The 23,274-nt window shown below is 70.8% G+C and carries 17 protein-coding genes and 1 tRNA gene; 11 read left to right on the top strand and 7 right to left on the bottom strand.

Features of this window, described 5'->3' with window-relative positions; genetic code table 11:
- Positions 1–2 precede the first annotated feature (2 nt).
- Both ACFZCP_RS32385 and ACFZCP_RS32380 read left to right on the top strand, forming a co-directional pair.
- A complete protein-coding gene (locus tag ACFZCP_RS32385; RefSeq protein ID WP_391434171.1) occupies positions 3–980 on the top strand; it encodes an ArsA-related P-loop ATPase in 978 nt (325 codons plus the stop codon).
- On the top strand, positions 977–2,347 hold the full coding sequence (locus ACFZCP_RS32380; protein WP_391434167.1) for an ArsA-related P-loop ATPase: 1,371 nt from the start codon (positions 977–979) through the stop codon (positions 2,345–2,347). The genes ACFZCP_RS32385 and ACFZCP_RS32380 overlap by 4 nt, the downstream gene beginning before the upstream one ends.
- 206 nt (positions 2,348–2,553) lie before the next feature.
- Here the strand turns inward: ACFZCP_RS32380 and wblA are convergent, their stop codons facing one another.
- Positions 2,554–2,892, bottom strand: a complete 339-nt coding sequence (gene wblA / locus ACFZCP_RS32375) for a transcriptional regulator WblA (RefSeq protein WP_023547781.1) — start codon at positions 2,890–2,892, stop codon at positions 2,554–2,556.
- A gap of 577 nt (positions 2,893–3,469) precedes the next feature.
- On the opposite strand from wblA, the gene ACFZCP_RS32370 reads away from it, so the two are divergent.
- Entirely contained in the window at positions 3,470–5,791 is a 2,322-nt protein-coding gene (locus tag ACFZCP_RS32370; RefSeq protein WP_391434164.1) for a transglycosylase domain-containing protein, read from the top strand.
- Positions 5,792–6,221: 430 nt separating this feature from the next.
- On the opposite strand, the gene ACFZCP_RS32365 is transcribed toward ACFZCP_RS32370, so the two are convergent.
- Positions 6,222–6,689, bottom strand: a complete 468-nt coding sequence (locus tag ACFZCP_RS32365) for a GatB/YqeY domain-containing protein (protein ID WP_391434160.1) — start codon at positions 6,687–6,689, stop codon at positions 6,222–6,224.
- A 162-nt stretch (positions 6,690–6,851) separates the two neighbouring features.
- Here ACFZCP_RS32365 and ACFZCP_RS32360 point away from each other — a divergent pair, with 162 nt between their 5' ends.
- From ACFZCP_RS32360 to ACFZCP_RS32350, 3 genes are all read left to right on the top strand, one after another.
- Positions 6,852–7,778, top strand: coding sequence for a metallophosphoesterase (locus tag ACFZCP_RS32360; protein ID WP_391434157.1), 927 nt, complete (start codon positions 6,852–6,854; stop codon positions 7,776–7,778).
- Positions 7,779–8,191: 413 nt separating this feature from the next.
- On the top strand, positions 8,192–8,950 hold the full coding sequence (locus ACFZCP_RS32355) for a Pr6Pr family membrane protein (protein ID WP_391434154.1): 759 nt from the start codon (positions 8,192–8,194) through the stop codon (positions 8,948–8,950).
- A gap of 66 nt (positions 8,951–9,016) precedes the next feature.
- A tRNA-Pro gene (locus ACFZCP_RS32350) sits at positions 9,017–9,090 on the top strand.
- A 640-nt stretch (positions 9,091–9,730) separates the two neighbouring features.
- Here ACFZCP_RS32350 and ACFZCP_RS32345 read toward each other — a convergent pair.
- A complete protein-coding gene (locus ACFZCP_RS32345; RefSeq protein ID WP_391434150.1) occupies positions 9,731–10,183 on the bottom strand; it encodes a hypothetical protein in 453 nt (150 codons plus the stop codon).
- Positions 10,184–10,695: 512 nt separating this feature from the next.
- On the opposite strand from ACFZCP_RS32345, the gene ACFZCP_RS32340 reads away from it, so the two are divergent.
- Both ACFZCP_RS32340 and ACFZCP_RS32335 read left to right on the top strand, forming a co-directional pair.
- A complete protein-coding gene (locus ACFZCP_RS32340) occupies positions 10,696–11,682 on the top strand; it encodes an ATP-binding cassette domain-containing protein (protein WP_391434147.1) in 987 nt (328 codons plus the stop codon).
- Positions 11,679–12,509, top strand: coding sequence for an ABC transporter permease (locus ACFZCP_RS32335; protein ID WP_391434143.1), 831 nt, complete (start codon positions 11,679–11,681; stop codon positions 12,507–12,509). Before ACFZCP_RS32340 ends, ACFZCP_RS32335 begins: the two co-directional genes overlap by 4 nt.
- Positions 12,510–12,544: 35 nt before the next feature.
- Here ACFZCP_RS32335 and ACFZCP_RS32330 read toward each other — a convergent pair whose 3' ends face one another.
- Together ACFZCP_RS32330 and ACFZCP_RS32325 are read right to left on the bottom strand one after the other, a co-directional pair.
- A complete protein-coding gene (locus ACFZCP_RS32330; protein ID WP_391434140.1) occupies positions 12,545–15,595 on the bottom strand; it encodes a BTAD domain-containing putative transcriptional regulator in 3,051 nt (1,016 codons plus the stop codon).
- Between the two features lie 454 nt (positions 15,596–16,049).
- Positions 16,050–16,805 (bottom strand): helix-turn-helix domain-containing protein, encoded by a 756-nt coding sequence (locus tag ACFZCP_RS32325; RefSeq protein WP_362692936.1) that lies wholly within the window; start codon positions 16,803–16,805, stop codon positions 16,050–16,052.
- A gap of 252 nt (positions 16,806–17,057) precedes the next feature.
- On the opposite strand from ACFZCP_RS32325, the gene ACFZCP_RS32320 reads away from it, so the two are divergent.
- The 3 genes from ACFZCP_RS32320 to ACFZCP_RS32310 are packed head-to-tail and all read left to right on the top strand — an operon-like array spanning position 17,058 to position 19,534.
- Positions 17,058–17,729: a DUF4097 family beta strand repeat-containing protein gene (locus ACFZCP_RS32320; RefSeq protein WP_391434137.1), complete on the top strand. Its 672-nt coding sequence runs from the start codon at positions 17,058–17,060 to the stop codon at positions 17,727–17,729.
- A gap of 30 nt (positions 17,730–17,759) precedes the next feature.
- A complete protein-coding gene (locus ACFZCP_RS32315; protein WP_391434133.1) occupies positions 17,760–18,722 on the top strand; it encodes an ATP-binding cassette domain-containing protein in 963 nt (320 codons plus the stop codon).
- Positions 18,719–19,534, top strand: coding sequence for an ABC transporter permease (locus ACFZCP_RS32310; protein ID WP_391434130.1), 816 nt, complete (start codon positions 18,719–18,721; stop codon positions 19,532–19,534). Before ACFZCP_RS32315 ends, ACFZCP_RS32310 begins: the two co-directional genes overlap by 4 nt.
- Positions 19,535–19,769: 235 nt before the next feature.
- Here ACFZCP_RS32310 and ACFZCP_RS32305 read toward each other — a convergent pair whose 3' ends face one another.
- Together ACFZCP_RS32305 and ACFZCP_RS32300 are read right to left on the bottom strand one after the other, a co-directional pair.
- The gene (locus ACFZCP_RS32305; RefSeq protein WP_391434125.1) at positions 19,770–21,071 is read right to left on the bottom strand and encodes a glycoside hydrolase family 3 N-terminal domain-containing protein; all 1,302 of its coding nucleotides are present in this window, start codon (positions 21,069–21,071) and stop codon (positions 19,770–19,772) included.
- Positions 21,072–21,697: 626 nt separating this feature from the next.
- Positions 21,698–23,254, bottom strand: coding sequence for an ABC transporter permease (locus ACFZCP_RS32300; RefSeq protein ID WP_391434122.1), 1,557 nt, complete (start codon positions 23,252–23,254; stop codon positions 21,698–21,700).
- Between the last annotated feature and the right edge of the window lie 20 nt (positions 23,255–23,274).

The raw sequence follows: 23,274 nt of genomic DNA, 5'->3' as shown, positions 1-23,274 counted from the left end.
ACGTGAGCAGGCTCCAGGTCGTCAGCGGCAAGGGCGGGACCGGAAAGACGACGGTCGCCGCCGCACTCGCGCTGGCCCTCGCGACCGAGGGGAAGCGGACGCTTCTCGTGGAGGTCGAGGGCCGGCAGGGCATCGCCCAGCTCTTCGAGACGGAGGCGTTGCCCTACGAGGAGCGGAAGATCGCGGTCGCTCCCGGGGGCGGAGAGGTGTACGCCCTCGCCATCGATCCCGAACTGGCCCTTCTGGACTACCTCCAGATGTTCTACAAGCTCGGCGGCGCGGGCAGGGCCCTGAAGAAGCTCGGCGCGATCGACTTCGCCACCACCGTCGCGCCCGGGCTCAGAGACGTCCTGCTGACCGGCAAGGCGTGCGAGGCGGTGCGCCGCAAGGACAGGAGCGGGCGGTTCGCGTACGACTACGTCGTCATGGACGCCCCGCCGACCGGCCGCATCACCCGCTTCCTGAACGTCAACGACGAGGTGGCGGGCCTTGCGAAGATCGGTCCGATACACAGTCAGGCGCAGGCCGTCATGCGGGTGCTGAAGTCGCCGGAGACGGCGGTGCACCTGGTGACGCTGTTGGAGGAGATGCCGGTCCAGGAGACCGCCGACGGCATCGCCGAACTGCGCACGGCGAGGCTGCCGGTGGGCCGGGTCATCGTGAACATGGTCCGGCCCGAGGTGTTGGACGCGGCCGACCTGGAACTCGTACGGACCGTGCCGCGTTCTTCTGTTGCCCGGGCGCTGTCGGCCGCCGGGCTCGGCGGGGCACGGCGGGGCGGGAACGCCGAGCGGCTGGTGGACCCGCTGCTGGAGCAGGCCGCGGAGTACGCCGAGCGCTACGCGCTGGAGCAGGACCAGCGCGCGGCCCTCGGCGAGCTGGACCTGCCGCTGCACGAACTGCCACTGCTCGCCGAGGGCATGGACCTGGCGGGCCTGTACGAACTCGCCACCGAGCTGCGGAAGCAGGGGTTGTCATGAGTCCGGACCCGGCCGAGGCACAGGACGCCGCCCGCCCCTCCCTCTCCCCCGCGCGCGTGCTCGACATCGACTCCCTGCTGGACGACCGGAAGACCCGGATCGTGGTGTGCTGCGGCTCGGGCGGGGTCGGCAAGACGACGACGGCGGCGGCGCTGGGCCTCAGGGCCGCCGAGCGGGGCCGCAAGGTGGTCGTCCTCACCATCGACCCGGCCAGGCGCCTCGCCCAGTCGATGGGCATCGACTCCCTGGACAACGTGCCGCGGCGGGTGAAGGGCACCGAGGATCGCCCAGGGGCGTCGCGCAGCGGTTCGGTCGAGGGCGACGGCGGGCGCGAGCCGGGCGGCGAACTGCACGCGATGATGCTCGACATGAAGCGCACCTTCGACGAGGTCGTCGAGGCGCACGCGGACCCCGAGCGGGCGGCCGCGATCCTGGCCAACCCCTTCTACCAGTCGCTCTCTGCGGGCTTCGCGGGCACGCAGGAGTACATGGCGATGGAGAAGCTGGGCCAGCTGCGGGCGAAGGACGAGTGGGACCTGATCGTGGTCGACACCCCGCCGTCCCGCTCGGCGCTGGACTTCCTGGACGCGCCCAAGCGGCTCGGCTCCTTCCTGGACGGCCGGCTGATCCGGCTGCTGACCGCCCCCGCCAAACTGGGCGGACGCGCGGGGATGGCCTTCCTCAACGTCGGCATGTCGATGATGACCGGCACGCTGGGCAAGCTGCTGGGCGGTCAGCTGCTGAAGGACGTCCAGACGTTCGTGGCCGCGATGGACACCACCTTCGGCGGTTTCCGCACACGCGCGGACGCCACCTACAAACTGCTGCAGGCGCCCGGTACGGCGTTCCTGGTGGTGGCGGCCCCGGAGCGGGACGCGCTGCGCGAGGCCGCCTACTTCGTGGAGCGGCTGGCCGCCGAGGACATGCCGCTGGTGGGTCTGGTCCTCAACCGGGTGCACGGCAGCGGCGCCGGCCGGCTGTCGGCCGAGCGGGCGCTCGCCGCCGCGGAAAATCTTGAGGAGCCCCGCATTGTGGATCAGGGGGGCGGGAAAGCTGGACTTCGTAACTCTCCCGACACGTACGGCAGTTCAGAACCTCCCGCTTCGGCGACACCGGCTCCGGACGACGGCTCCCCCGCCGCGGACCCGGAGCGATCCGTCGACCAGCTCACCGCAGGCCTGCTGAGGCTGCATGCCGACCGCATGCAGCTGCTCTCGCGCGAGCAGCGCACGCGTGACCGCTTCACCGCCCGCCACCCCGAGGTGGCGGTCGTCGAAGTACCCGCGCTCCCCGGAGACGTCCACGACCTCACAGGCCTGCGCGACATCGGAGACCGGCTGGCGGCGGGGCACACGGAGCTGCCGTAGCGACGGCCGTGGCAGGGTCGTCGCGGGCTGTGCGCTCGCTGCGCACCGGCACCGAACGCCCTCACCCCTCGCCTGCCCGGTACCCGCCGTTGCTTCCTCCGGCGCCGGTCCAGCAGGTGTTGTCCCAGGACACGGGTCCGACCGCTGCTTCCCGTGGCTTTCGGCCGGCCGGAGCGGTCCTGGGTGTCTGTCGAGGGGCGATGCCCTCAGCTCACGGCCGCGTAGTGCTCGTACACCTCGTCGCTGTCGAGGGGCACGATGCCGACGCCCCGCTCGTACTCCAAGCGGGCGGTCTCCAGCAGCCTGCGCCAGGAGGTCACGGTGGGCCGCCGGCGCAGCAGTGCGCGGCGCTCGCGCTCCGTCATGCCTCCCCACACGCCGAATTCGACGCGGTTGTCCAGCGCATCAGCCAGGCATTCGGTGCGCACCGGACATCCGGTGCACACTGCCTTGGCCCTGTTCTGCGCTGCTCCTTGAACGAACAGTTCATCCGGATCGGTAGTGCGGCAGGCAGCCTGCGCACTCCAGTCGGTTACCCAGCCCATACCGGCGCCGTCCTCTCCCGAATCGAGGCTCCCCCACGGCGGCAGCGGCATATTCACCGCCGCCAGTTGAGGACGTTACGGAAGGTGGGGACAGCGCAACACCCCCTTCGGGCCCAATCTTGAATGGCCCGAACGGACTATGGGTAAGCGGCAGATCACCCGCGGGAGTGAGCTGGCGACATGCGTGATCATCCCGGCAAACCGGGACAGCTATGGTGCTTCACATCGGGCACCAGGTAACACACGAGGCGGATTCGGGCACGCCCCCACCAGAAAGTCGGGGTACTTCCGGAACGATTCGGGGTCGCCGGACGTATTGATACGTGGCCGCACCGCTGTGACAGTTGAGAGCAGCTTAGGCCAAGGCCTGCGCGCGTGTCCGGCGAATGAGAAGGTAGGCACCGTGCTTTGCCGCGCCGTGACGCGACAGCACTCCTGCGGCGTGCCCTGATGCACCCGGCCCCGGACATCTCTCGCATCCCGGACATCATTGACGGACATCACGATCCGGCACCCGAACATCCCGAGAAGCGGTCGCTCCATCGGAACGCTCAGGAGTACGGATTAGGCTGCCCCCATGCCAAAGAAGCGCTCGGGCAGTGGTCTGTCGGCAACACAGCAGGCCGCCAAGTTCCTCGGTGTCAGTGTGCTCGCAGGAGCCGTGATGGCGGGCATCGCGCTGCCCGCGGCCGGCGCGCTGGGCCTCGCGGCCAAGGGCTCGGTCAAGGGCTTCGACGAGATCCCTGCCAACCTCAAGAGCCCCCAGCTCAGCCAGCGCACCACCATCCTGGACAGCAGGGGCAACCAGATCGCGGCCGTCTACTCGCGTGACCGTACGGTGGTGGACCTCAAGGACATCTCGCCGTACATGCAGAAGTCGATCGTCGCGATCGAGGACTCGCGCTTCTACAAGCACGGCGCGATCGACCTCAAGGGCGTGCTGCGCGCCCTGAACAAGAACGCGCAGAGCGGCGGGGTCTCCCAGGGCGCCTCCACGCTCACCCAGCAGCTGGTGAAGAACTACTTCATCGAGGAGGCCGGCGACGACCCGACCAAGGTCGCCGAGGCCACCCAGCAGACCCTCGGCCGCAAGGTCCGCGAGCTGAAGTACGCGATCCAGATCGAGGAGAAGCTCGGCAAGAAGAAGATCCTCGAGAACTACCTGAACATCACCTTCTTCGGCGAGCAGGCCTACGGTGTCGAGGCCGCCGCGCAGCGCTACTTCTCCAAGCACGCCAAGGACCTGAACCTGCAGGAATCCGCGCTGCTGGCCGGCATCGTCCAGTCCCCGAGCCGCTACGACCCGGTCAACGACGAGGCCGAAGCCACCAAGCGCCGCAACATCGTCCTGCAGCGCATGGCCGAGGTCGGCGACGTCTCCCAGGCCGAGGCGGACCGGGCCAAGGAGACACCGCTCGGGCTGCAGCCCAGCCAGCCCAAGAACGGCTGCATCACCGCGGTCCACGGCGCCGGCTTCTTCTGCGACTACGTGCGCGAGGTCTTCCTGACCGACAAGGAGTTCGGCAAGACCCGGGAGGACCGGGCGAAGCTGTGGAACCGCGGCGGTCTGACGATCCGCACGACGCTCGACCCGCAGGCACAGAAGTCGGTCCAGGCGTCCATCAAGGACCACGTCTACAAGAGCGACGCCGTGGCGACCGCCGCGACCGTCGTCGAGCCCGGCACCGGCAAGATCCTGGCCATGGGGCAGTCCCGTCCGTACGGCTTCGGCAAGGACGAGACGCAGATCAACCTGTCCGTGAACCAGAACATGGGCGGTGGCGCCGGATACCAGCCCGGCTCGACGTTCAAGCCGATCGTGGCGGCGGCCGCCATCGAGGGCGGCAAGCCGGCGACGCAGGAGTACTCGTCGCCGTACTCGATGATGTACCCGAGCCCCGTGGCCGCGTGCGACGGCAAGATCTGGCGCAACGACACGGGCAAGCCGGAGAAGCTGACCAACGAGAACCCCTCGGAGCACGGCCCGTACGGCATGAAGGAGGCGACCGCCAAGTCGGTCAACACCTACTACGTGCAGCTGATCAGCGACATCGGCATCTGCCCGGTCACCGGCATGGCCCAGAAGATGGGAGTGGAGCGCGCCGACGGCCGCGAGATCGACCAGGCCCCCTCCATCGCGCTCGGCACCCAGGAGATGTCCCCGCTGACGATGGCGAACGCCTACGCCACCTTCGCCTCGCGCGGCATGTACTGCACCCCGGTCGCCATCGAGTCGATCACCCAGACGGTCGGCAGCGAGACGAAGTCCCTGCAGGTCCCGAAGTCGACGTGCTCGCGCGCGATGTCGGAGAAGACCGCCGACACCGTCAGCACGCTGCTGAAGGGCGTGGTCGAGGACGGCACGGGCCAGGAGGCCGGCCTCGGCAGCCGCCCGAGCGCGGGCAAGACCGGTACGACGGACAAGCGGTACGCGGCCTGGTTCGTCGGATACACCCCGAACATGGCGGGCGCGGTGTGGGTCGGTGACCCGCAGCACAAGCGGCAGATGGTCAACATCACCATCGGGGGCGTCCCGCACGACAAGGTCTACGGCGGCCAGGTCCCCGGACCGATCTGGCGCGACATGATGACCGGCGCCCTGGAGGGCAAGCCCGCACCGGACTTCCAGCTGGTCGACATCCCCGACGACAACAAGAACAAGGGGGACGACCGGGGAAAAGGCCGAGGGGGGAACCACGGCGGGGACAACGGGGGCCGGACGGGCGGAATCATCGGCGGACTGATCGGCGGTCCCACTGACGGGGGCACGACCGGGGACGCCGGCGGCACCGACGGCGGCACCTTCCCGACGCCCACGTTCTCCCTCCCGGGCAACTTCATCCAGGGTCAGACGAACGGCGGGACCAACGGGAACGGGTTCGGCGGACGCAGGGGCTAGGAGCGACGACCGCGGCGGGCCGGTGATCTCCGCCACCACGGCCCGCCGCTGGAACGGCCCCCGCACGATCTTGGAACGCCCGACGGCCGCGCCCGGAGAGCCCGCCGCCCGCCCTTGGAAAGCCCGCGCGCGGCACGGCGGGAGCCCAACCGGCTCAGCCGCGCCGCCCGCCCAGCAACTCAGCCGATGTCCCGGCCCGTCTCACTCTGCCCGCGCTTCCGGCTCGCCCGGCTCCTCGGCCACCTCTGATGCTTCTGGTGGCTCGGGTGCCTCTGCTAACTCGGGCTCGGGTACCTCGGGAGCCTCTGCCAGCACGGGTACCTCGGGAGCCTCTGCCAGCTCGGGTACCTCGGGAGCCTCTGCCAGCTCGGGTACCTCGGGAGCCTCTGCCAGCTCGGGCACCTCGGGCACCTCGAGTGCCAACTCTGGCTCAGCCGGCGAGGAACTTCTTCACCGCGGCGGCGACGCGGCCGCCCTCGGCCTGACCCGCCACCTTCGGGTTCACGATCTTCATGACAGCGCCCATGGCCCGCGGCCCCTCGGCACCGGCCGCCTTCGCCTCCGTGACCGCCTGCTCGACGATCCCGTTCAGCTCGTCGTCGGACATCTGCTTGGGCAGGTACGCGGCAAGGACCACGCCCTCCGCCTTCTCCCGCTCGGCCGACTCGGCACGACCACCCTGGGCAAAGGCGTCCGCCGCCTCGCGGCGCTTCTTCGCCTCCTTGGTGATCACCTTGAGCACCTCGTCGTCGGAGAGCTCGCGCTTCTCCTTGCCCGCGACCTCCTCCTTGGTGATCGCGGCGAGCGTCAGCCGGAGCGTCGAGGAGCGGAGCTCGTCGCGCTCCTTGATCGCGGCGTTGAGGTCGTCCTGCAGCTTCGACTTGAGCGTGGTGGTCATGGGGTCGATTGTCGCAGCTACGACAGTGCGGGCGCGCCCTGATTTAGCGGGCGGCCGCTCTCGGCTAACAGCGGGCTGCCGCTGTCGGCTTTGGCGGGCGGCCGCTCTCGGCTCTGACGGGCGGCCCCTCTCGGTGCCTGCGCGGTCTGACACGATGGTCGTATGCGCGCGCGATATGGAGTACCCCTGGGAATCATGGCGGCAGGCACCGCCGGACTGGTGTACGCGGCGGGGTTCGAGGTCCGCTCGTTCCGCCTCCGACGGGTGACGGTCCCGGTCCTCCCGCCGGGCATGCGCCCACTGCGCGTGCTCCAGGTCTCCGACATCCACATGGTCGGCGGCCAGCGCAAGAAGCAGCGGTGGCTGCAGTCGCTGGCGGGACTGCGCCCCGACTTCGTGATCAACACCGGTGACAACCTCTCGGACCCCCAGGGCATCCCCGAGGTCCTCGACGCCCTCGGGCCGCTGATGGAGTTCCCGGGCGCCTACGTCTTCGGCTCCAACGACTACTACGGCCCCAAACTCCGCAACCCCGCCCGTTACTTGCTGGAGAAGGCCAACGGCCGCCACGGCCTGAACGGCAATGCGCCGGCCGTGGGAGTGATCCACAACCCCTGGGAGGACCTCAGGGACGGCTTCGACGCGGCAGGCTGGCAGAACCTGACGAACACGCGGGGCGTGCTGAAGATCGAGGGCATGTCGATCGAGCTGACCGGCCTGGACGACCCTCACATCAAGCGCGACCGCTACGCCCGGGTCGCCGGCGGCCCCTCAGGCACGTACGACTTCTCGATGGGCGTGGTCCACGCCCCGTACCTGCGCGTCCTGGACTCCTTCACCGCGGACGGCTACCCCCTGATCCTGGCCGGCCACACCCACGGCGGCCAGCTGTGCATCCCCTTCTACGGCGCCCTGGTCACCAACTGCGACCTGGACGCGGACCGCGTGAAGGGCCTGTCCACCCACACGGCGGAGGGCCGCACGTCCTACCTCCACGTCTCCGCAGGCTGCGGCACCAACCGCTACACCCCCGTCCGCTTCGCCTGCCCACCGGAGGCGACGCTGCTGACGCTGGTGGGGCAGGAGTAGGCAGCAGACCGAGGGGCGCAAGGCGGGAGACCGGAAGCCGGGGGAACGAAGGCACCGGTCACCGCATCACCGCATCACCGCATCACCGCAGGATGAGAGTGACCGGTCACCGAGGGAGCGGCCCGGAGACCGGACTCCGAAGGTCCAGGGCACGACGATCCACAAGCCGAAGGCTCCAGACGCGAAGGCCCAGGACACGAAGGTCCGAGAGCCGAAGGCCCCGGAGTCCGAGGTCCGGGAGCGGAAGATCGTGGAGCCGACGGTCGCGGACCCGAAGCTCCGGAAGTCGAAGCTCCGGAAGCCGAAGAATCGAGATCCGAAAAATCGAGATCCGAAGATTCGGCCGGCGCCACATCCACCCACCCGGAGTACTCCACATCGCCCCCTTCACCCTTTTTGCCTAGCTTGAGGGCATGACCGCCCCGATACCCAGGGACATCCCGGACCTGCCCGCGATCCCGGGCCCGCCCCTCGTACTGCCCTCCCCGGTTCCGGCCACGGCGGTGGTGGCTCCGGTCCGCCGCCCCGCGGCAGCGCTGTTCCGCCTCCTGATCGCCCTCACGGCGGTCGCAGGAGTCACCCTGGAGATCCTCCTGGGAACTCCCGCCCGCACCCTGAGCTACTTCAGCATCCAGACCAGCATCCTGCTGGCCGTGGTCATGTTCCTGTCGGCGTCCAGGGCCTGGCGAGCCCGCCGCCCGCTGCCCTCGGCCGTGACAGGCGCCGCACTCCTCTACGTCGTGGTCAACGCGCTGGTCTACCACCTGCTCCTGGCCCATGCGACGCCTCCGTTCCTCATGACGGATGCCACCGCGCCCCCCGCGCGCTGGCACGCCCAGTGGGCGGCCCTCCAGATCCTCCACACGGTGGTCCCGGCGGCGGCCGTCGCGGACTGGCTCCTGCTCACCCCGGCCGCCCGCATGCACCTGCGCCAGGCCACCGCGTGGCTCCTCTACCCCCTGGCCTACCTGGCCTTCTACCTCGCCCGAGCCGCATTCCTCCCCGCACCCTCCCCCGGCCGCTACCTCTATCCCTTCCTCGACGTCGGCGCCCACGGCTACCGCAGCACCCTGGCGAACGCCCTCCTCCTGGGCCTCGCGATGTACGGCCTGGCCATCCTCCTGATCGCCCTGGACCACACCCGCCCGACCCCGGTCCGCCGCCGCGTCTAAACCGGATTTCGTCTCCGGCCACCAGTGGGCTAAAGTAAACGTCGTCGCCGCGACAAGCAGCGACATCGGGGTGTAGCGCAGCTTGGCAGCGCGCTTCGTTCGGGACGAAGAGGTCGTGGGTTCAAATCCCGCCACCCCGACAGTGAAACACCAGGTCAGACCCGGTGCTGAGAGATCAGCACCGGGTCTGGTTTGCTTTGCGGGCTCGTTTTGGGAGCCATTTGGGAGCCGACTTCGGGGAGCGGCTCCCCAGCGGCTCCCAGCGAGGGGCTTTCCCCTCCCGAGCGCACTGCGCGTCGCGCACGCTGTGGAAGGGGCACCTCGAATGACGCTGGGCGCTTCTGCCTGGAGCACGGCCATCATCCCGACCGCCCCGAGCCGACCCCACCGCAAACCTCGTTCGGCGGCGAGTGGAGCTGAAGAACGCCCCGTAACTCTCCAAGGTGCCGACCTCCCTGGCGATCTTCATCAGTGAGGCGGGCGGGGAGACGTACGTCCCGAACGCCTCGCTGCAGATGCGGTCCTTCGCGTCCGTGACACGGGAGTCGGAAGCTCCGGTGGCAGGTCTGACCCCAAGGCGTCGCCACATCATCGCGTGCTCGGGGCCGGTGTTGAACTCAAATGGCACCTGATCTTCCACGAGGCGAGCTACCGGCGCACCGGCTAAAACTGTCGTGTGCTCAGGACCTCGCAAGTCCTGAGCACACGTCGAATCACCCATGGAAGGCCAAGCCCCTCTGAAGCCCGTTCAGACGGCCGGACGGATCCCTGCTGGGGCGCTCAGTTCATCCGCTTCAGGTCCCGGGCGCTCATGCCGAACAGCACATTCGGCTGCGCGTACTTGAAGGTGTAGCCAGCGACGAGAGCGGCGGCGATGAACTCGCCATTGGTGACGTACCTGCCGGTTGCCCGCTCCATCACGTGTTTCACGGTGTAACTGCTGGCGGTAGGAGTCTTGATCGGCGTGATGTTCTCGCACAGCCACGCGGCCGTCTCCACCACCATGACCACGCCTGCGGCCAACTCCTCGCGGCCGGCGGCGAGGTCGGTCCGGCGCTGCTCGGCCGTCTTGCGAAGGGGATCGAAGACGCCGATGCCGTAGGAGTTGAGCCGCGGATGCTGCTGCATCACCTCGGCCAAGGCAGCGAACTGTCGGCGGGCCACCAGATATGCCGTTCCGGTGGCTGCCTGGTGGGCGTGAATCTCAGACTTGCGGCGACGGTCCCTGGTCATCGTGTGCTCCATCTCGCGGGACGGCCCACGTCCACCCCGCCGCGGATGTTCGGATGACCTGGCGGAACGCTGTTGCGCGATTCGGGGAACCTTGTCTTCGCTGCCACGATGGACGTGGGCCACCATGACTCGGAGCAGGCAGGCGCAATCTGCCATGCGGAGCATACGCCCCAGCCCAGCTTCGTCCCGCCCATTCGGGGCGATCCGGCGACGCCATACCAGTACCAGTACCAGCACCAATGCCAGTACCAAGGCCGCCGAGCCCCACACGTCGCGCGCTGGCCGGACCGATGTCGGCGGCGCGCAGGCTCAGGACGCCGCGGCTGTGGCCGGGGGGCCACCGGCCATGCGTGGTCCCGCCCGTGGCCGGCAGGGCGCTGACAGCTTCCGCGGCCCGTGCCAGCGGTCTGCCAGCGTCCTGCCAGCGAGTCCCGGCACCGTCTTCCTCGTCGAGAGCGGCACAAACCGCGAGGACCGCGAGAGCGGACGAGTGAAGAGACGGGGAGGCGCAGATGTCGTACGCCATCCGGGCCGAGGGTCTGGTCAAACGCTACGGGGACATGGTCGCGCTGGACGGCGTCGATCTGGAGGTGCCGGCCGGCAAGGTGATCGGTGTGCTCGGGCCGAACGGTGCGGGCAAGACCACCACCGTAAGGATCCTGTCGACGCTGATGCAGCCGGACGGCGGCCGGGCCACGGTCGGCGGGCACGACGTGGTGCGGGACCCGGTGCGGGTGCGCCGGCTCATCGGTCTCACCGGACAGTACGCGTCGGTCGACGAGGAATTGTCCGGCACGGAGAACCTGGTCCTGCTGGGCCGGCTGCTCGATCTGTCGAAGCGGGCGGCGAAGGCGCGGGCCGCCGAACTCCTGGAACAGTTCTCGCTCACCGAGGCGGCGGACCGGCCGATCAGCACCTTCTCCGGCGGGATGCGCCGCCGCCTCGACCTGGCGGCGAGCCTGGTCGGCCGGCCGCAGGTGCTCTACCTGGACGAGCCGACCACGGGCCTCGACCCGCACGCCCGCGGCGAGGTGTGGAACGTGATCCAGCGCCTGGTCGACGACGGCTCCACGGTGCTGCTCACCACGCAGTATCTGGAGGAGGCGGACCAACTCGCCGACAGCATCACGGTGTTCGACCGTGGCCGGGTGGTCGCCGAGGGCCGCCCCGGCGAGCTGAAGCGCCAGGTCGGCGGCCAGATCCTCCAGGTCCGTCCGTCGCTGTTGCAGGACGTGCCCCGGGTAACCGCGATGCTGACCGAGCTCACCGGCACCGCGCCCGTCCAGGACGGTGCGAACGGGCTGCTGACCGTGCCCGCCGACGATCCCCTGCTGGTGTCCGCCCTGGCCCGCCGCCTGGCCGCTGACGGCATCGGCACCGATGAGATGGGGCTGCGCCTGCCCAGCCTCGACGAGGTCTTCCTGGCCCTGACCGGCCGCCCCTCCGCCACCGACGACAAGCAGAACGACGACACCTTCACCGAGAGGACCGCGGCATGAGCGCTCAGACCCTCGCCCCCGCCCACCCCACCCGCCAGGCCGCCGCCCCCCTGCGCGTCGGTGCGGCCCGGTCCGTACGGCACAGCTTCGCCCTCGCCGGGCGCGGCGTCACCAAGTTCCTGAAGTCCCCGATGCAGCTCACCGATGTGGTGCTGACGCCGATCATTTCCCTGCTGATGTTCGTCTACATCTTCGGCGGCGCCATCTCCGGTGGCCATAGCCACGCCTACCTGCAGACCCTCACGCCAGGAGTGATGGTGATGACCGTCTTCCAGGCGAGTATCGGCATCGGTGTCTCGCTCAACGCCGACGCGAGCACCGGAATGTTCGACCGGTTCCGGTCCATGCCGATCGCCCGCTCAGGGCCGCTCGTCGGCGCCGTCCTCGCCGACTTCGTGCGCTACGTGGTCTGCCTCGGCACCTTGCTGGTCCTCGCCCTGATCATGGGCTACCGGATCGGTACGGACCCGCTGTCCACGCTCGCCGCGCTGGTCCTGCTCATCGGTTTCGCGCTGTGCTTCTCCTGGCTGTCGGTGTACATCGGCATGCTGGCCAAGACCCCCGCCTCCGTGCAGGGCCTGATGACGATCATGGTGCTGCCGCTGACCTTCGCCAGCAACGTGTTCGTGCCGGACAAGACCATGCCGGGCTGGCTGCAGACCTGGTCGGACATCAACCCGGTCAGCCTGATGTCCGACACCGTGCGCGGTCTGCTCAACGGCGGCGCCGTCGCGCACCCGCTGCTCGGCAGCCTCGGCTGGATGGCCGGCATGGTCGCGGTCTTCTTCCCGCTGGCGATGCGCGCCTACCGCAAGAACCTCGGGTGATCCACCGCTCCCCCGTCGAGCAGCATGCCCGGACGCTACGACGACACCGGCCGGCCGACTTCCTCGGCCAGCCGGTTCAGCGCGTCCGCCCGTGCCAGCGCGGCGCCCTCGCCGAACGCCGTACGGTACTCCCGCTCGCCGAGCCGCCCCTCCAGCCGCTCGACGAGTTCGCGCAGTTCCGGCTCCCCCGCGTCGAACGCGCCCCGCATCACCTGGCTCATGCCGAGCGCGCGTGCCGCACCGGCCGGGTCGCCCTCCAGCGCGAGCAGCCCGCCGAGCAGCTCCGCGACCCAGGCCAGGCCCGCCCCCGCGCCCTGGGCCAGCAGCCCGCCGGCCGCCTCGGGCAGCAGCGCCCGCGCGCCGGCGGCGTCGCCCGCGGCCAGCCGGTTCTCCATCCGGGTGCTGACGATCAGGTCCCGGGCCAGTTCCTCGGGGATGGACCGGCTGCGGACGAACGACTCCAGCGCGTCCAGGACCCGGTCGGCGCCCGCCAGATCGCCTTCCCTGCGGTGCAGATTGGCCAGGCCCGCCACGATGTTGGCCTCCAGACGGCGATGGCCCCGCTCCCTGGCCTGGCCCTGGGCCCACTCCAGGTCGCGCCGTGCGCCGGCCAGGTCCCCGCTGCGCCGCCGCTCGCGGGCCAGACGGACCCGGCCCAGGTCCAGGTAGTCGTCGGTGCCGAGCTCCGAGCTGAGCGCGACCACCCGTTCGAACGTGGCGATGGCCTGCGCGTACGCGCCGCGCAAGGAGTGGTCGCGGCCGACCGGGAGCAGGCTCATCACCAGGCCCCATCGGTCGCCCACCTCCTCGAAGCCGCGCAGCGCCGCCTGCCGGGAGGCCTCGCCGGTGCGCAGATCGCCCTGCTCGGTGAGGGCGAAGTCGTACGCGAGGTGGGCGCCGGCCCGCACCCATGGGTCGGACGACCGCAGCGAGCGCGCGAGACGGTCCGCGGGGGACTCCGGCTCGTCGTCGGACACGGCGAGTTGGGAGATGCGCAGGAACAGTCCTGCCGTGTGGAACTCGCGGGCGCCCGCCGAGTCCACGTCCTCGATCAGCAGGCGGGCCCGGCGCGGCCCACCGCCGAGGGCGCGCAACCCGGCCAGCGCGGAGTCCAGTTGGGCACTCATGCCGCGCACACCCCAGTACCAGGACAGCGCTCCGACGAACCGGGCGGCCAGGTCCCCTTCCCCGGCGTCCACGGCCGATCGCAGCGCATGCACCAGATTGGGGTGCTCGGCGTCGAACACCGCGATCGCCTCCAGCTGCCGGCCGGTGCGCAGCCGGGGCTCGTGTTCCTGGGCGAGGGCGAGAAAGTACTGCGCGAACGGGCCGGTGAGGTCGTCCCCGGAGGCGCCGAGCCGGGTGGCGGCATAGGCGCGTACGGTCTCCAGCATCCGGTAGCGCGGCTCGCCGCCGTCCGTGCCGGAGGAGTCGACCAGTGACTTCTCGATGAGCGCGTCGAGGACGTAGAGGATGTCGTCGGCGGCGAGTGCCGCGTCCGCGCAGACCGCTTCGAGGGCGGCGAGCGTCGCTCCGCCGGGGAACGCGGACAGGCGCCGGGCGAGGGTCCGTTCGGGCTCGTCGAGCAGGTCCCAGCTCCACTCGACGACCGCGAGCAGGGTGCGCTGGCGCGGCAGGGCCGTGCGGCTGCCCGAGGTCAGCAGCCGGAACCGGTCGTCGAGGCGGCGGGCGATCTGGTCGACGCCCATCGAGCGCAGCTTGACGGCGGCCAGCTCCAGGGCGAGGGGCAGCCCGTCGAGCCGCCGGCAGATCTCGACCACGGCGCCGACCGTGGCGTGATCGAGCGTGAAGCCCGGGCGGACGCTCTCGGCCCGGTCGACGAACAGCCGCACCGCGGCCGACCGTGCCGCCTCGGCGGGCTCCGGCTCGCCGGCGGGCACGTCGAGGGGGCCGAGATGGCACAGTGCCTCGCCGTCGATGGCGAGGGGTTCCCTGCTGCTGGCGAGGATCCTCAACTGCGGTAGCAGTTGCAGAAGTTGCCCGACGAGTTCGGCGGCGGCGTCGACGATGTGCTCACAGTTGTCGAGGACGAGGACGGCGTCGCCGATGTCGAGCAGCTCCGCCATCCGGTCGACCGGTGCGGCGCCCTGGGTGCGCCCCGCGTCGTAGAGGCCGCCGTCCGTGGAGCCGACCGCGCCGAGCACGGCGTCGGCCAGCTGGCCGGGCGCCCCGACCCCGGCCAGCGGCACGAACCAGACGCGGCCGCGCTCCTGGGCCCGGTCCCGGCCGACGGCTTCGACGGACAGCCGGGTCTTGCCCGCGCCGCCCGGGCCGACGATGGTGACCAGGCGGGACGCGGCCATCAGCGCCGCCAGCTGCGACAGTTCGCGCTCGCGGCCGACGAAGGTGGTCAGCCGGGCCGGCAGGCGGTTCGCCGCCGTCTGCGGCCGGGCCGCCGCCGGACGCTCCAACTCCCCCCGCAACAGGGCTAGATGGATCTCTCTGAGACCGGTCGACGGGTCGACGCCCAGCTCGTCGGCGAGCCGCTCGCGGATCTCCTCGTAGACCGCGAGCGCGTCCGACTGGCGGCCCGCCGCCCACAGGGCCCGCATCCGCAGCTCGGCCAGGCGCTCGCTCAGCGGGTCGGCGGCTGCCGCCGTGCCCAGGTCGGCGAGGATCTCCGCGTGCCGGCCCAGTCGCAGCTCGGCCTCGAAGAGGTCCTGGGCCGCGGCGAGCCGCAGATCGTCGAGGCGGGTGACGACGGCTGCGGCGAAGGGCGCCTCCCGTACGTCGGCGAGGGCCTCGCCCTGCCACAGCCCCAGTGCCTCGCGCAGCACGACCGCAGCCTCGTCGTAGCGGCCCTCGGCGCACCGCTTGCGGCCCTCGGCGGCCAGTTCCTCGAAGCGGGCGGCATCGACCTCCAGCACCCCGTCCGCGGTGAGCCGGTAGCCCCCGGCGGCGGACTCCACGCGGGCCGCGCCGGCCAGCGCCCTGCGCAGCCTGGACACCAGGGACTGCAGCGCGTTGCCCGCCTCGGCCGGCGGGTCCTCGCCCCACAGGCCGTCGACCAGCGCGTCCACGGACACCGGGCGTCCGGCCTCCAGGGCGAGCCGGGCACACAGCATCCGGAGCCGGGCGCCCGAGACGGCGGCCGGCGGTCGCCGTCGGCGCCATCCCCGTGTTCCCGCACCTGGACAGGGCCCAGCAGAACTATGTGCACGCCGTTTCCCCCGTGATCAACCGACGACCTGACACAGCATCCAGCACGGGCCGTGTCCGGTAAAGGCCGGAGAAGCGGGGCGCAGAAGCGGAGGGCCGGAGACTGGGGAGGGCCGGAGAAGCGGAGGGCCGGTGAGCCGGGGGGCCTGTGGGTCGGTGGGCGGAAGGCTGGAAGGCTGCAACGACGGAAGGCGGGGAGGCGCGAGGCCGGGGGGTCGGGGGGCCGGGGGGCCGGGGGCGGAAGACGGGAAGGCCGAAGGGGCGGAAGGCAGGGAGGAGCCACGAGGTGGCTCCAACCGTTGTCCGGGCGCGGCTCTAGCCGTGCTCTAGCCGTTGTCCGGGCGTGGCTCTAGCCGTGCTCTAACCGTTGTCCGGGCGTGGCTCGGCGGTGTCGTCGGGGGCCGGTTCTGGTTTCGTGTGGAGGACTTCGCGGGCCTGGTCCGCGGAGCGGGCGATGCTCTCGGAGACGAAGTCGAGGAAGCGGGCGATGTTCTCCATGCGGACGGCGGCCGGGGAGCCGGGGCCGAGGATGCCGACGCCCTGGCGCGCGGTCTCGGCGACCTGGGCGGTGCCGCGGGCGCTGGCCATCATCGACTGGTACCAGACGTCGGAGTCGACGACGTAGCGCTCACGGCGGCGTTCGTCGCGTTCCCGGCGGATCATGCCCTGCTCGTCGAGGAACGCGACCGCCTTGGAGACGGACGCCGGGCTGACCTGGAGGCGCTGGACGAGTTCGGACGCGGTGAGGCTGCCGGCGTCACTGATGCAGATGCAGGCCAGTACCCGGGCCATCATCTTGGGCGTGCCCGACTGTATGAAGACGGTGGTGAGCGTCTCCTCGTACACGCGCACGGCCTCGGCATCGCGCCCGTAGGCCTGCGGGGGCGCCTTCGGGTCCTGGCGCGCGGCCTGCCTGCGCCGGTGGGCGCGGTGTTCGGTGGCGCGGTGGGCGAGGTCGGCGCGGTAGGCGGCGGGGCCGCCGTTGCGCATGACCTCGCGCGTGATGGTCGAGGTCGGACGGTCGAGGCGTCTGGCGATCTCCGCATAGGCGAGGCCGTCGGCCAGTCCCAGCGCGATCTGCTGACGTTCCTGCTGGGTGAGCCTGCCTCCCGGCATCGTGGTCTCCTTCGTGCTCTTTCGTGACCCCCGGCATCTCCAGCATAGCGTTCACTTTCATTTCATTGCAATGATCCATGCTCGGTCGTTGCATTGAATTTCAATCCATTGCAACGAAATAACTACCTCTACCTGCACTGATGGCAAATTAGCGCAACGACTACGTTGCCAGATCCATGAATGCAACGTAGCGTTTCCATCATCAGAAACCGCGGGCCGCAAGGGCCCGCGACGCAGATGAAGGAGAGCACGATGCAGAAGTTCGACACCCCCGCCCCGGTCTCCGCCGTCCTCGACATCCCCGCGGGACGCATCCGGTTCATCGCGGCCGACCGGGCCGACACCACGGTCGAGATCCTGCCCGCGGACCCCGCCAAGGGCCGCGACGTGAAGGCGGCGGAGGAGATCGAGGTCGCCTACCGCAACGGCGTCCTGCGGATCGAGGCCCCGGCGGCGAAGCACCGGGTCCTCGGCACCTCCGGGTCCGTCGAGGTGACCGTCCAGCTGCCCGTCGGCTCCCGCGTCGAGGCGAAGGCGGCGGCCGCCGAGTTCCGCGGCGTCGGACGGCTCGGCGACGTCGCCTTCGAGGGCGGCTACCGCTCGGTCAAGATCGACGAGGCCGCGAGCGCCCGCCTCACCGCCCACGACGGCGACGTCTCGGTCGGCCGCCTGGGCGGCCCCGCGGAGATCAGCACCCAGAGGGGCGGCATCCAGATCACCGAGGCCGTGCACGGCGCGGTCACCCTGCGCACCCAGCACGGCGACATCTCGGTCGGCGCCGCCCGCGGAGTCTCCGCCTCCCTGGACGCCGGCACCAGCCACGGCCGGATCAGCAACACGCTCATGAACGCCGACGGAGCCGCCGCCGGCCTGAACATCTCCGCGACCACCGCCTACGGCGACATCACCGCCCGCAGCCTGTAGAAGCAGCAGCCTGTAAAGGGAGCACCTCTCATGACCGACCTGGCCATCGCGGCGAACGGGCTGCGGAAGTCCTACGGCGACAAGACCGTCCTCGACGGCATCGACCTGACCGTCCGAGAAGGAACGATCTTCTCCCTGCTCGGCCCGAACGGCGCCGGCAAGACCACCGCCGTCAAGATCCTCTCCACCCTCGTCTCCCCCGACCCCGCCAGTGGCCCGATCCGCGTCGGCGGCCACGACCTCGTCGCCGGCGCGCAGGCGGTGCGCGCCGCGATCGGCGTCACCGGACAGTTCTCCGCCGTCGACGGCCTGATCACCGGCGAGGAGAACATGCTCCTCATGGCGGACCTGCACCACCTCTCCAGGCGCGAGGGGCGGCAGGTCACCGCCGGCCTGCTGGAGCGCTTCGACCTCACCGAGGCCGCGAAGAAGCCCGCTTCCACCTACTCCGGCGGCATGAAGCGCCGCCTCGACATCGCCATGACCCTGGTCGGCAACCCGCGGATCATCTTCCTCGACGAGCCGACCACCGGCCTCGACCCGCGCTCCCGGCACACCATGTGGCAGATCATCCGCGAGCTCGTCTCCGACGGCGCCACCGTCTTCCTCACCACCCAGTACCTGGAGGAGGCCGACGAACTCGCCGACCGCATCGCCGTGCTCAACGACGGCAGGATCGCCGCCGAGGGCACGGCCGAGGAGCTGAAGCGGATCGTCCCCGGCGGGCACGTCCGGCTCCGCTTCACCGACCCGGCCGCGTACCGGACAGCGGCCTCGGCCCTGCGCGAGGCCTCCCGGGACGACCAGTCCCTCGCGTTGCAGATCCCGAGCGACGGCAGCCAGCGCGAGCTGCGCGCCATCCTCGACTGGCTGGACTCGGTCGGCATCGAGGCCGACGAGCTGACCGTGCACACCCCCGACCTCGACGACGTCTTCTTCGCCCTGACCGGCGGCCCCGGCGTCCCCGACCAGCGCAAGGAGACCGCCCGATGAGCACCCCCCTGGCTCCCGCCCGCCCGACCCGGATCTCCCTCGCCGTACGCGACTCCGCCACGATGCTGCGCCGCAACCTCCTGCACGCCCGGCGCTATCCGTCGCTCACCCTGAACCTGCTGCTCACCCCGATCATGCTGTTGCTGCTGTTCGTCTTCATCTTCGGCGACGCCATGAGCGCGGGCATCGGCGGCGGCGCGGGCCGCTCCGCGTACATCGCCTACATCGTCCCCGGCATCCTGCTGATGACCATCGGCTCCACCGTCGTCGGCACCGCCGTGTCCGTCTCCAACGACATGAGCGAGGGCATCATCGCCCGCTTCCGCACCATGGCCATCCACCGCGGCTCCGTACTCTTCGGACACGTCGTCGGCAGCGTTCTGCAGGCGGTCATGAGCGTGGTCCTCGTCGGGGCCGTCGCCGTAGCGATCGGCTTCCGCTCCACCGACGCCACCCTCCTGGAATGGATCGCGGCACTCGGGCTGCTCGCTCTGGTCTCCCTGGCGTTCACCTGGATCGCCGTCGGCATGGGCATGAGCAGCCCGAACGCCGAAGCCGCCAGCAACAACGCCATGCCGCTGATCCTTCTGCCCCTCATCTCCAGCGCGTTCGTCCCTCTCCGCACGATGCCCGGATGGTTCCGGCCCATCGCCGAGTACCAGCCCTTCACCCCGGCCATCGAGACCCTGCGCGGACTCCTCCTCGGCACCCACATCGGCAACAACTGGTGGATCACCCTCGTCTGGTGCCTCGGCCTCACCGTGCTCGGCTACGTCTGGTCGACCTCGAAGTTCAACCACGACCCGGCGTAACCGCCGTGACAGCGCGGGCCGGCTCCCGCAGCGCGTCCCACCCGAGGGCGGCGTACACCGACACCCCGTCGGAGTACGCCGCCCCGTTCGTGTCCGAGGAGGGCAAGAAGGGCGGGGAAGGCCAGGTGGAGGGGGAGGCCTGGAGGGCGGGGAAGGCGGCGTCGGGCACGGCCGGGTGGGCCGAGGGCCGCCTGCTGCGACGCGCGCTCAGGAGCAGAGATCCAGGAGCAGAGATTCAGGGGCAGAGATTCACGTGCCGGACGGCCAGCACGTGCCCCGCCGCGTCGATGAGGCGGCTGCGGGCGAGGTGGTTGCCGGCCACCGCGTTGGTGATCGCCGAGGCGATCGAGGACGTCTGGGAGCTGACGTTGCCCCTCAGATCGAACATGACCATGTCGGCACCCGAGCGCAGCGCCTGGACGGCGGCGGCGGGAACGCTGAAACCGGCGGCCGAGATCGCCTTGGCGCTCAGCGAGTCGGTGAGCACCAGTCCCTTGAAGCCCATCTTGCCGCGCAGTTCGGAGCTGATGACGGTGGGCGACAGGCTCGCCGGATTGGTGCCCAGGCCGGGCACGATGTTGTTGGAGACCATGATGGCCGGGGCACCGGCCTTGATGGCCGCTGTGAACGGCGGGATGCCCACCTTCTGCAGGGTGGACCAGGGCAGGGTGCGGGCGGGACCGAAGTCGGAGTTGTAGCTGGAGCCGCCGAGGCCCGGGAAGTGCTTGACGACGGGTATCACGCCTCCGGCGCGCAGCCCGTTCATGTAGGCGACACCGGCCTTGGAGACCACCGAGGGGTCGCCGCTGAAGGACCGCCACCCGTCGGGGTTGGTATGGCTGGGGGCCTCGTTCCTGCCGTCGACGTCGACCACCGGCGCGAGGTCCATGTTCACCTGGGCGGCAGCCATCTTCTTGGCGACCGTCGTGACGTTCTGCTGGATCTGGGCCGGGGTCCAGTGCGCTCCCATGTACGCGGGCCAGGGCAGGGACCCGACGAGGTTCGCCATGCGCTGGATGCCGCCGCCCTCCTCGTCGGTCATCACCAACAGGCCCAGGTGGCCGGGCACATGGGACTTCAGGGTGGTCAGCCGGGAGCCGAGGTCGGACGGCGCCTTGCTGCCGAACAGCAGCACGCCGCCCGCACCGGCGCCCACCTCGGACGTGGCGTCGGACACCGAGGTCTCCGACAACGGGACGGCGATGGTCAGCATGGCCAGCCGGCGGTTCGACCATCCGGCGAGCTTCGTGCTGTTGGTGCACGTGGTGGCGGTGGTGGAGGCGGTGGTGGCGGTGGTGGCGGTGGTGGCGGTGTCCGCGGTGAAGGACGGACGGGACTGGGAAGGCGCGGCGGGCGAGGCGGGGGACGCACCGGGGCCGCTGGAGTGCGGGGCCGCCTTGGGGGTGCCCGTGCCACAGCCCGCCAGGAGTATCGCCGCGACGGCGGCGGTGCTCAGTCTTCGGGCGTTCGCGGCCCGGGCGGGGAGCCGGGGCGGTGCTGTCGCGCTTCTGCGGTCACGGTACGACGGAAGATTCATCGCCCGGCCTCCTTCGGGAAGACGCGACGACTACCCGTCGCGCTGAGGACCGTATGAGTACGGGGTGGGCTTTGCGAAGGGTGAGATGCGCACCAGCCCGTGATTGTTCGCTGGTCCACGTCGGAGTACCAGCATCTCTCGCCTCGGTGCCGGCCGGAAGTCGAGCCACCGTGACCAGGTCCCGCCTTCGCGCGCGCTTTCCCGACAGCGGCGCCGTTCACAGGGGGACGGGGGTGGGGACGGGGGTGCCTCTGGTCCGGGAAACAGCAGGTCAGGACGGGTCAGGAGAGTCAGGACAGGTTCCCGGTGCGGCCTGCCCTCTCTGCCGACGCGCCGCCTCCCGGCCCGCCCGGGAGCGCTCGGCGGCTGCGTGGGATCCCGGCGAAGATCTCCTCCTGCTGCCGTTCCCTCACCCACGGAGACCACTCCGTACCAACGAGTGCCTGCGGAGCCCACGCCGTACCGACCGGACCAGTGCCTGCGCAGACCGCGCCCTGCCCATGGCCCGACCTGTGCCGGGCGAGGGGCGAAATGATCGGCACGGCCCCGGCCCGGCACACGCCGGCCCCCTCCGCGGTGGAGCGCAGAGGGGGCCGGGTGAGCGGTGCGGCGAGGTGTCGCCGCGGCTACGGCACCGCGGCGGCGGGCTCGTTGGCCCGGTGGGGCCGGAACTCGTGTTCCTGGGCGCGGTGGTAGCCGCGGCGGTCGTACCAGCGGCAGACGGCCCAGCCGATGAGCAGGGCCCCGGCCGCGTAGGCGCCCAGAACCAGCCACGCCAGGTGGACCCGGTCGCCCCCGCCGTCGAAGAACAGCAGCGATCGCACCCCCTCGACGACGTGGCGGGCGGGCAGCGCCTTGCCCAAGGCGTCGTATCCGCCGGGTAGTTCCTCCGCCGGGATGGCTCCCGCGGACAGCGGCACGCCGACGAGGGTCACCGAGAACAGGGCGAGGAGCTGGCCGAGTGCCCCGAACACGGCGAAGAGGGCGAGGGTCAGCAGGGAGACGGCCGCGCAGGCGGTGCTGCAGAAGAGCACGAACTGCCCGGTGTCGCCAGGGCGGACGCCGGTCGTCCACAGCGCGACGCAGGCGACGACGGCACCTGCCACGCATCCCATCGCCGCGCCGAGCACCGCCTTGGCCAGGAACGTCGACGACCGCGTGATCCGGATGACGGGCTGGACGACGCGCCGGGGGCCGATCTCCAGGGGCACGTAGCCGAGCCTCGCATCGACGAACGTCGTCAGCAGCGTGGCCGGCAGCAGGCCCGAGATGAGCAGCGCGATGGCGATGTAGAGCGGAAATGCCCCGGCCGCGGCTCCGACGTCCCCGGAGGGCGGCTGCCGCACGGTGGTGGTCACGCCGACCGGGTCGCCGAGCAGGGCCAGGAGCCCGGCCGACGCCGCCCCGGCCTTCGGGGGAGCCTTGTGGGTGCCGGAGGTCCCGGAGGTGCCGGAGGCCCCGGGGGTACGGGAGGCGCCGGCGTTACCGGAAGTGCCGGAGATGCCGGAAGCACCAGAGGTGCCGGGTGTGCCGGGTGCGCCGGGGTTTCCCGACGTGCCGGAAGCTCCGGAGGTGCCAGGGGTCCCGGAGGCCCCGGAGGTGCCAGGAGTCCTGGACGTGCCGGAAGTCCCGGACGTGTCAGGGGTCCCCGGCTTGCTCCTCGCGGCGGCCGCCGCCTGCGCCGTCAGCTGTGCGCCGATCCGCTCGGACGCCTGCGCCGCGGTCAGACGCATCACCTTGTCGGTCGTCGAGGCCGCCACGCCGCTGACCCCTCTGGGCTCGACGAGCTCCATCATCGGGCGCCGGGCGTGCTGTCCCGTGCCGAGCAGCGACAGGGCGCGGCCGGTGAAGTCGCGGGGCACCACCAGGGCCCCGTACGCGTCCTGGGCGTCGAGCATCCGCCAGGCGTCCTGGCGCGTGCGCACCACGCTCCAGTGCACGCGCCCGTCCTTGCGGGCCGCGGCCGTGATGGCGTCGGCGAGCTTGCCGCCCAGGTTCACCGTGCCGTGGGGGCCGGTGACGCCCTGGTCCTCGGTGACGAGGACGAGCGGCAGATTGCGCAGGTGACCGTCCGGGTCGGAGGTCGGTCCCAGATAACTGAGGGTGCTCAGGGCAGCGAGCAACGACCCGATCAGCACGACGATCCATGCCCTGGGCTGCCTCCATAGTGTGCTGGCCCGCAAGGGAACCACCTCCATCGGTC

This window comes from Streptomyces sp. NPDC007971, assembly GCF_042958635.1.
Classification (GTDB): Bacteria; Actinomycetota; Actinomycetes; order Streptomycetales; family Streptomycetaceae; genus Streptomyces.
Note: the sequence above shows the minus strand (reverse complement) of the source record. Positions and strands in the feature narration are given on the sequence as shown.

Coding starts and splice junctions, on each gene's coding strand:
- ACFZCP_RS32380 (WP_391434167.1), top strand. CDS start 977: ATGAGTCCGGACCCGGCCGAGGCACAGGACGCCGCCCGCCCCTCCCTC.
- ACFZCP_RS32340 (WP_391434147.1), top strand. CDS start 10,696: ATGTCGTACGCCATCCGGGCCGAGGGTCTGGTCAAACGCTACGGGGAC.
- ACFZCP_RS32345 (WP_391434150.1), bottom strand. CDS start 10,183: ATGACCAGGGACCGTCGCCGCAAGTCTGAGATTCACGCCCACCAGGCA.
- ACFZCP_RS32310 (WP_391434130.1), top strand. CDS start 18,719: ATGAGCACCCCCCTGGCTCCCGCCCGCCCGACCCGGATCTCCCTCGCC.
- ACFZCP_RS32335 (WP_391434143.1), top strand. CDS start 11,679: ATGAGCGCTCAGACCCTCGCCCCCGCCCACCCCACCCGCCAGGCCGCC.
- ACFZCP_RS32315 (WP_391434133.1), top strand. CDS start 17,760: ATGACCGACCTGGCCATCGCGGCGAACGGGCTGCGGAAGTCCTACGGC.
- ACFZCP_RS32325 (WP_362692936.1), bottom strand. CDS start 16,805: ATGCCGGGAGGCAGGCTCACCCAGCAGGAACGTCAGCAGATCGCGCTG.
- ACFZCP_RS32330 (WP_391434140.1), bottom strand. CDS start 15,595: ATGCTGTGTGCCCGGCTCGCCCTGGAGGCCGGACGCCCGGTGTCCGTG.
- ACFZCP_RS32305 (WP_391434125.1), bottom strand. CDS start 21,071: ATGAATCTTCCGTCGTACCGTGACCGCAGAAGCGCGACAGCACCGCCC.
- ACFZCP_RS32370 (WP_391434164.1), top strand. CDS start 3,470: ATGCCAAAGAAGCGCTCGGGCAGTGGTCTGTCGGCAACACAGCAGGCC.
- ACFZCP_RS32365 (WP_391434160.1), bottom strand. CDS start 6,689: ATGACCACCACGCTCAAGTCGAAGCTGCAGGACGACCTCAACGCCGCG.
- ACFZCP_RS32355 (WP_391434154.1), top strand. CDS start 8,192: ATGACCGCCCCGATACCCAGGGACATCCCGGACCTGCCCGCGATCCCG.
- ACFZCP_RS32360 (WP_391434157.1), top strand. CDS start 6,852: ATGCGCGCGCGATATGGAGTACCCCTGGGAATCATGGCGGCAGGCACC.
- wblA (WP_023547781.1), bottom strand. CDS start 2,892: ATGGGCTGGGTAACCGACTGGAGTGCGCAGGCTGCCTGCCGCACTACC.
- ACFZCP_RS32320 (WP_391434137.1), top strand. CDS start 17,058: ATGCAGAAGTTCGACACCCCCGCCCCGGTCTCCGCCGTCCTCGACATC.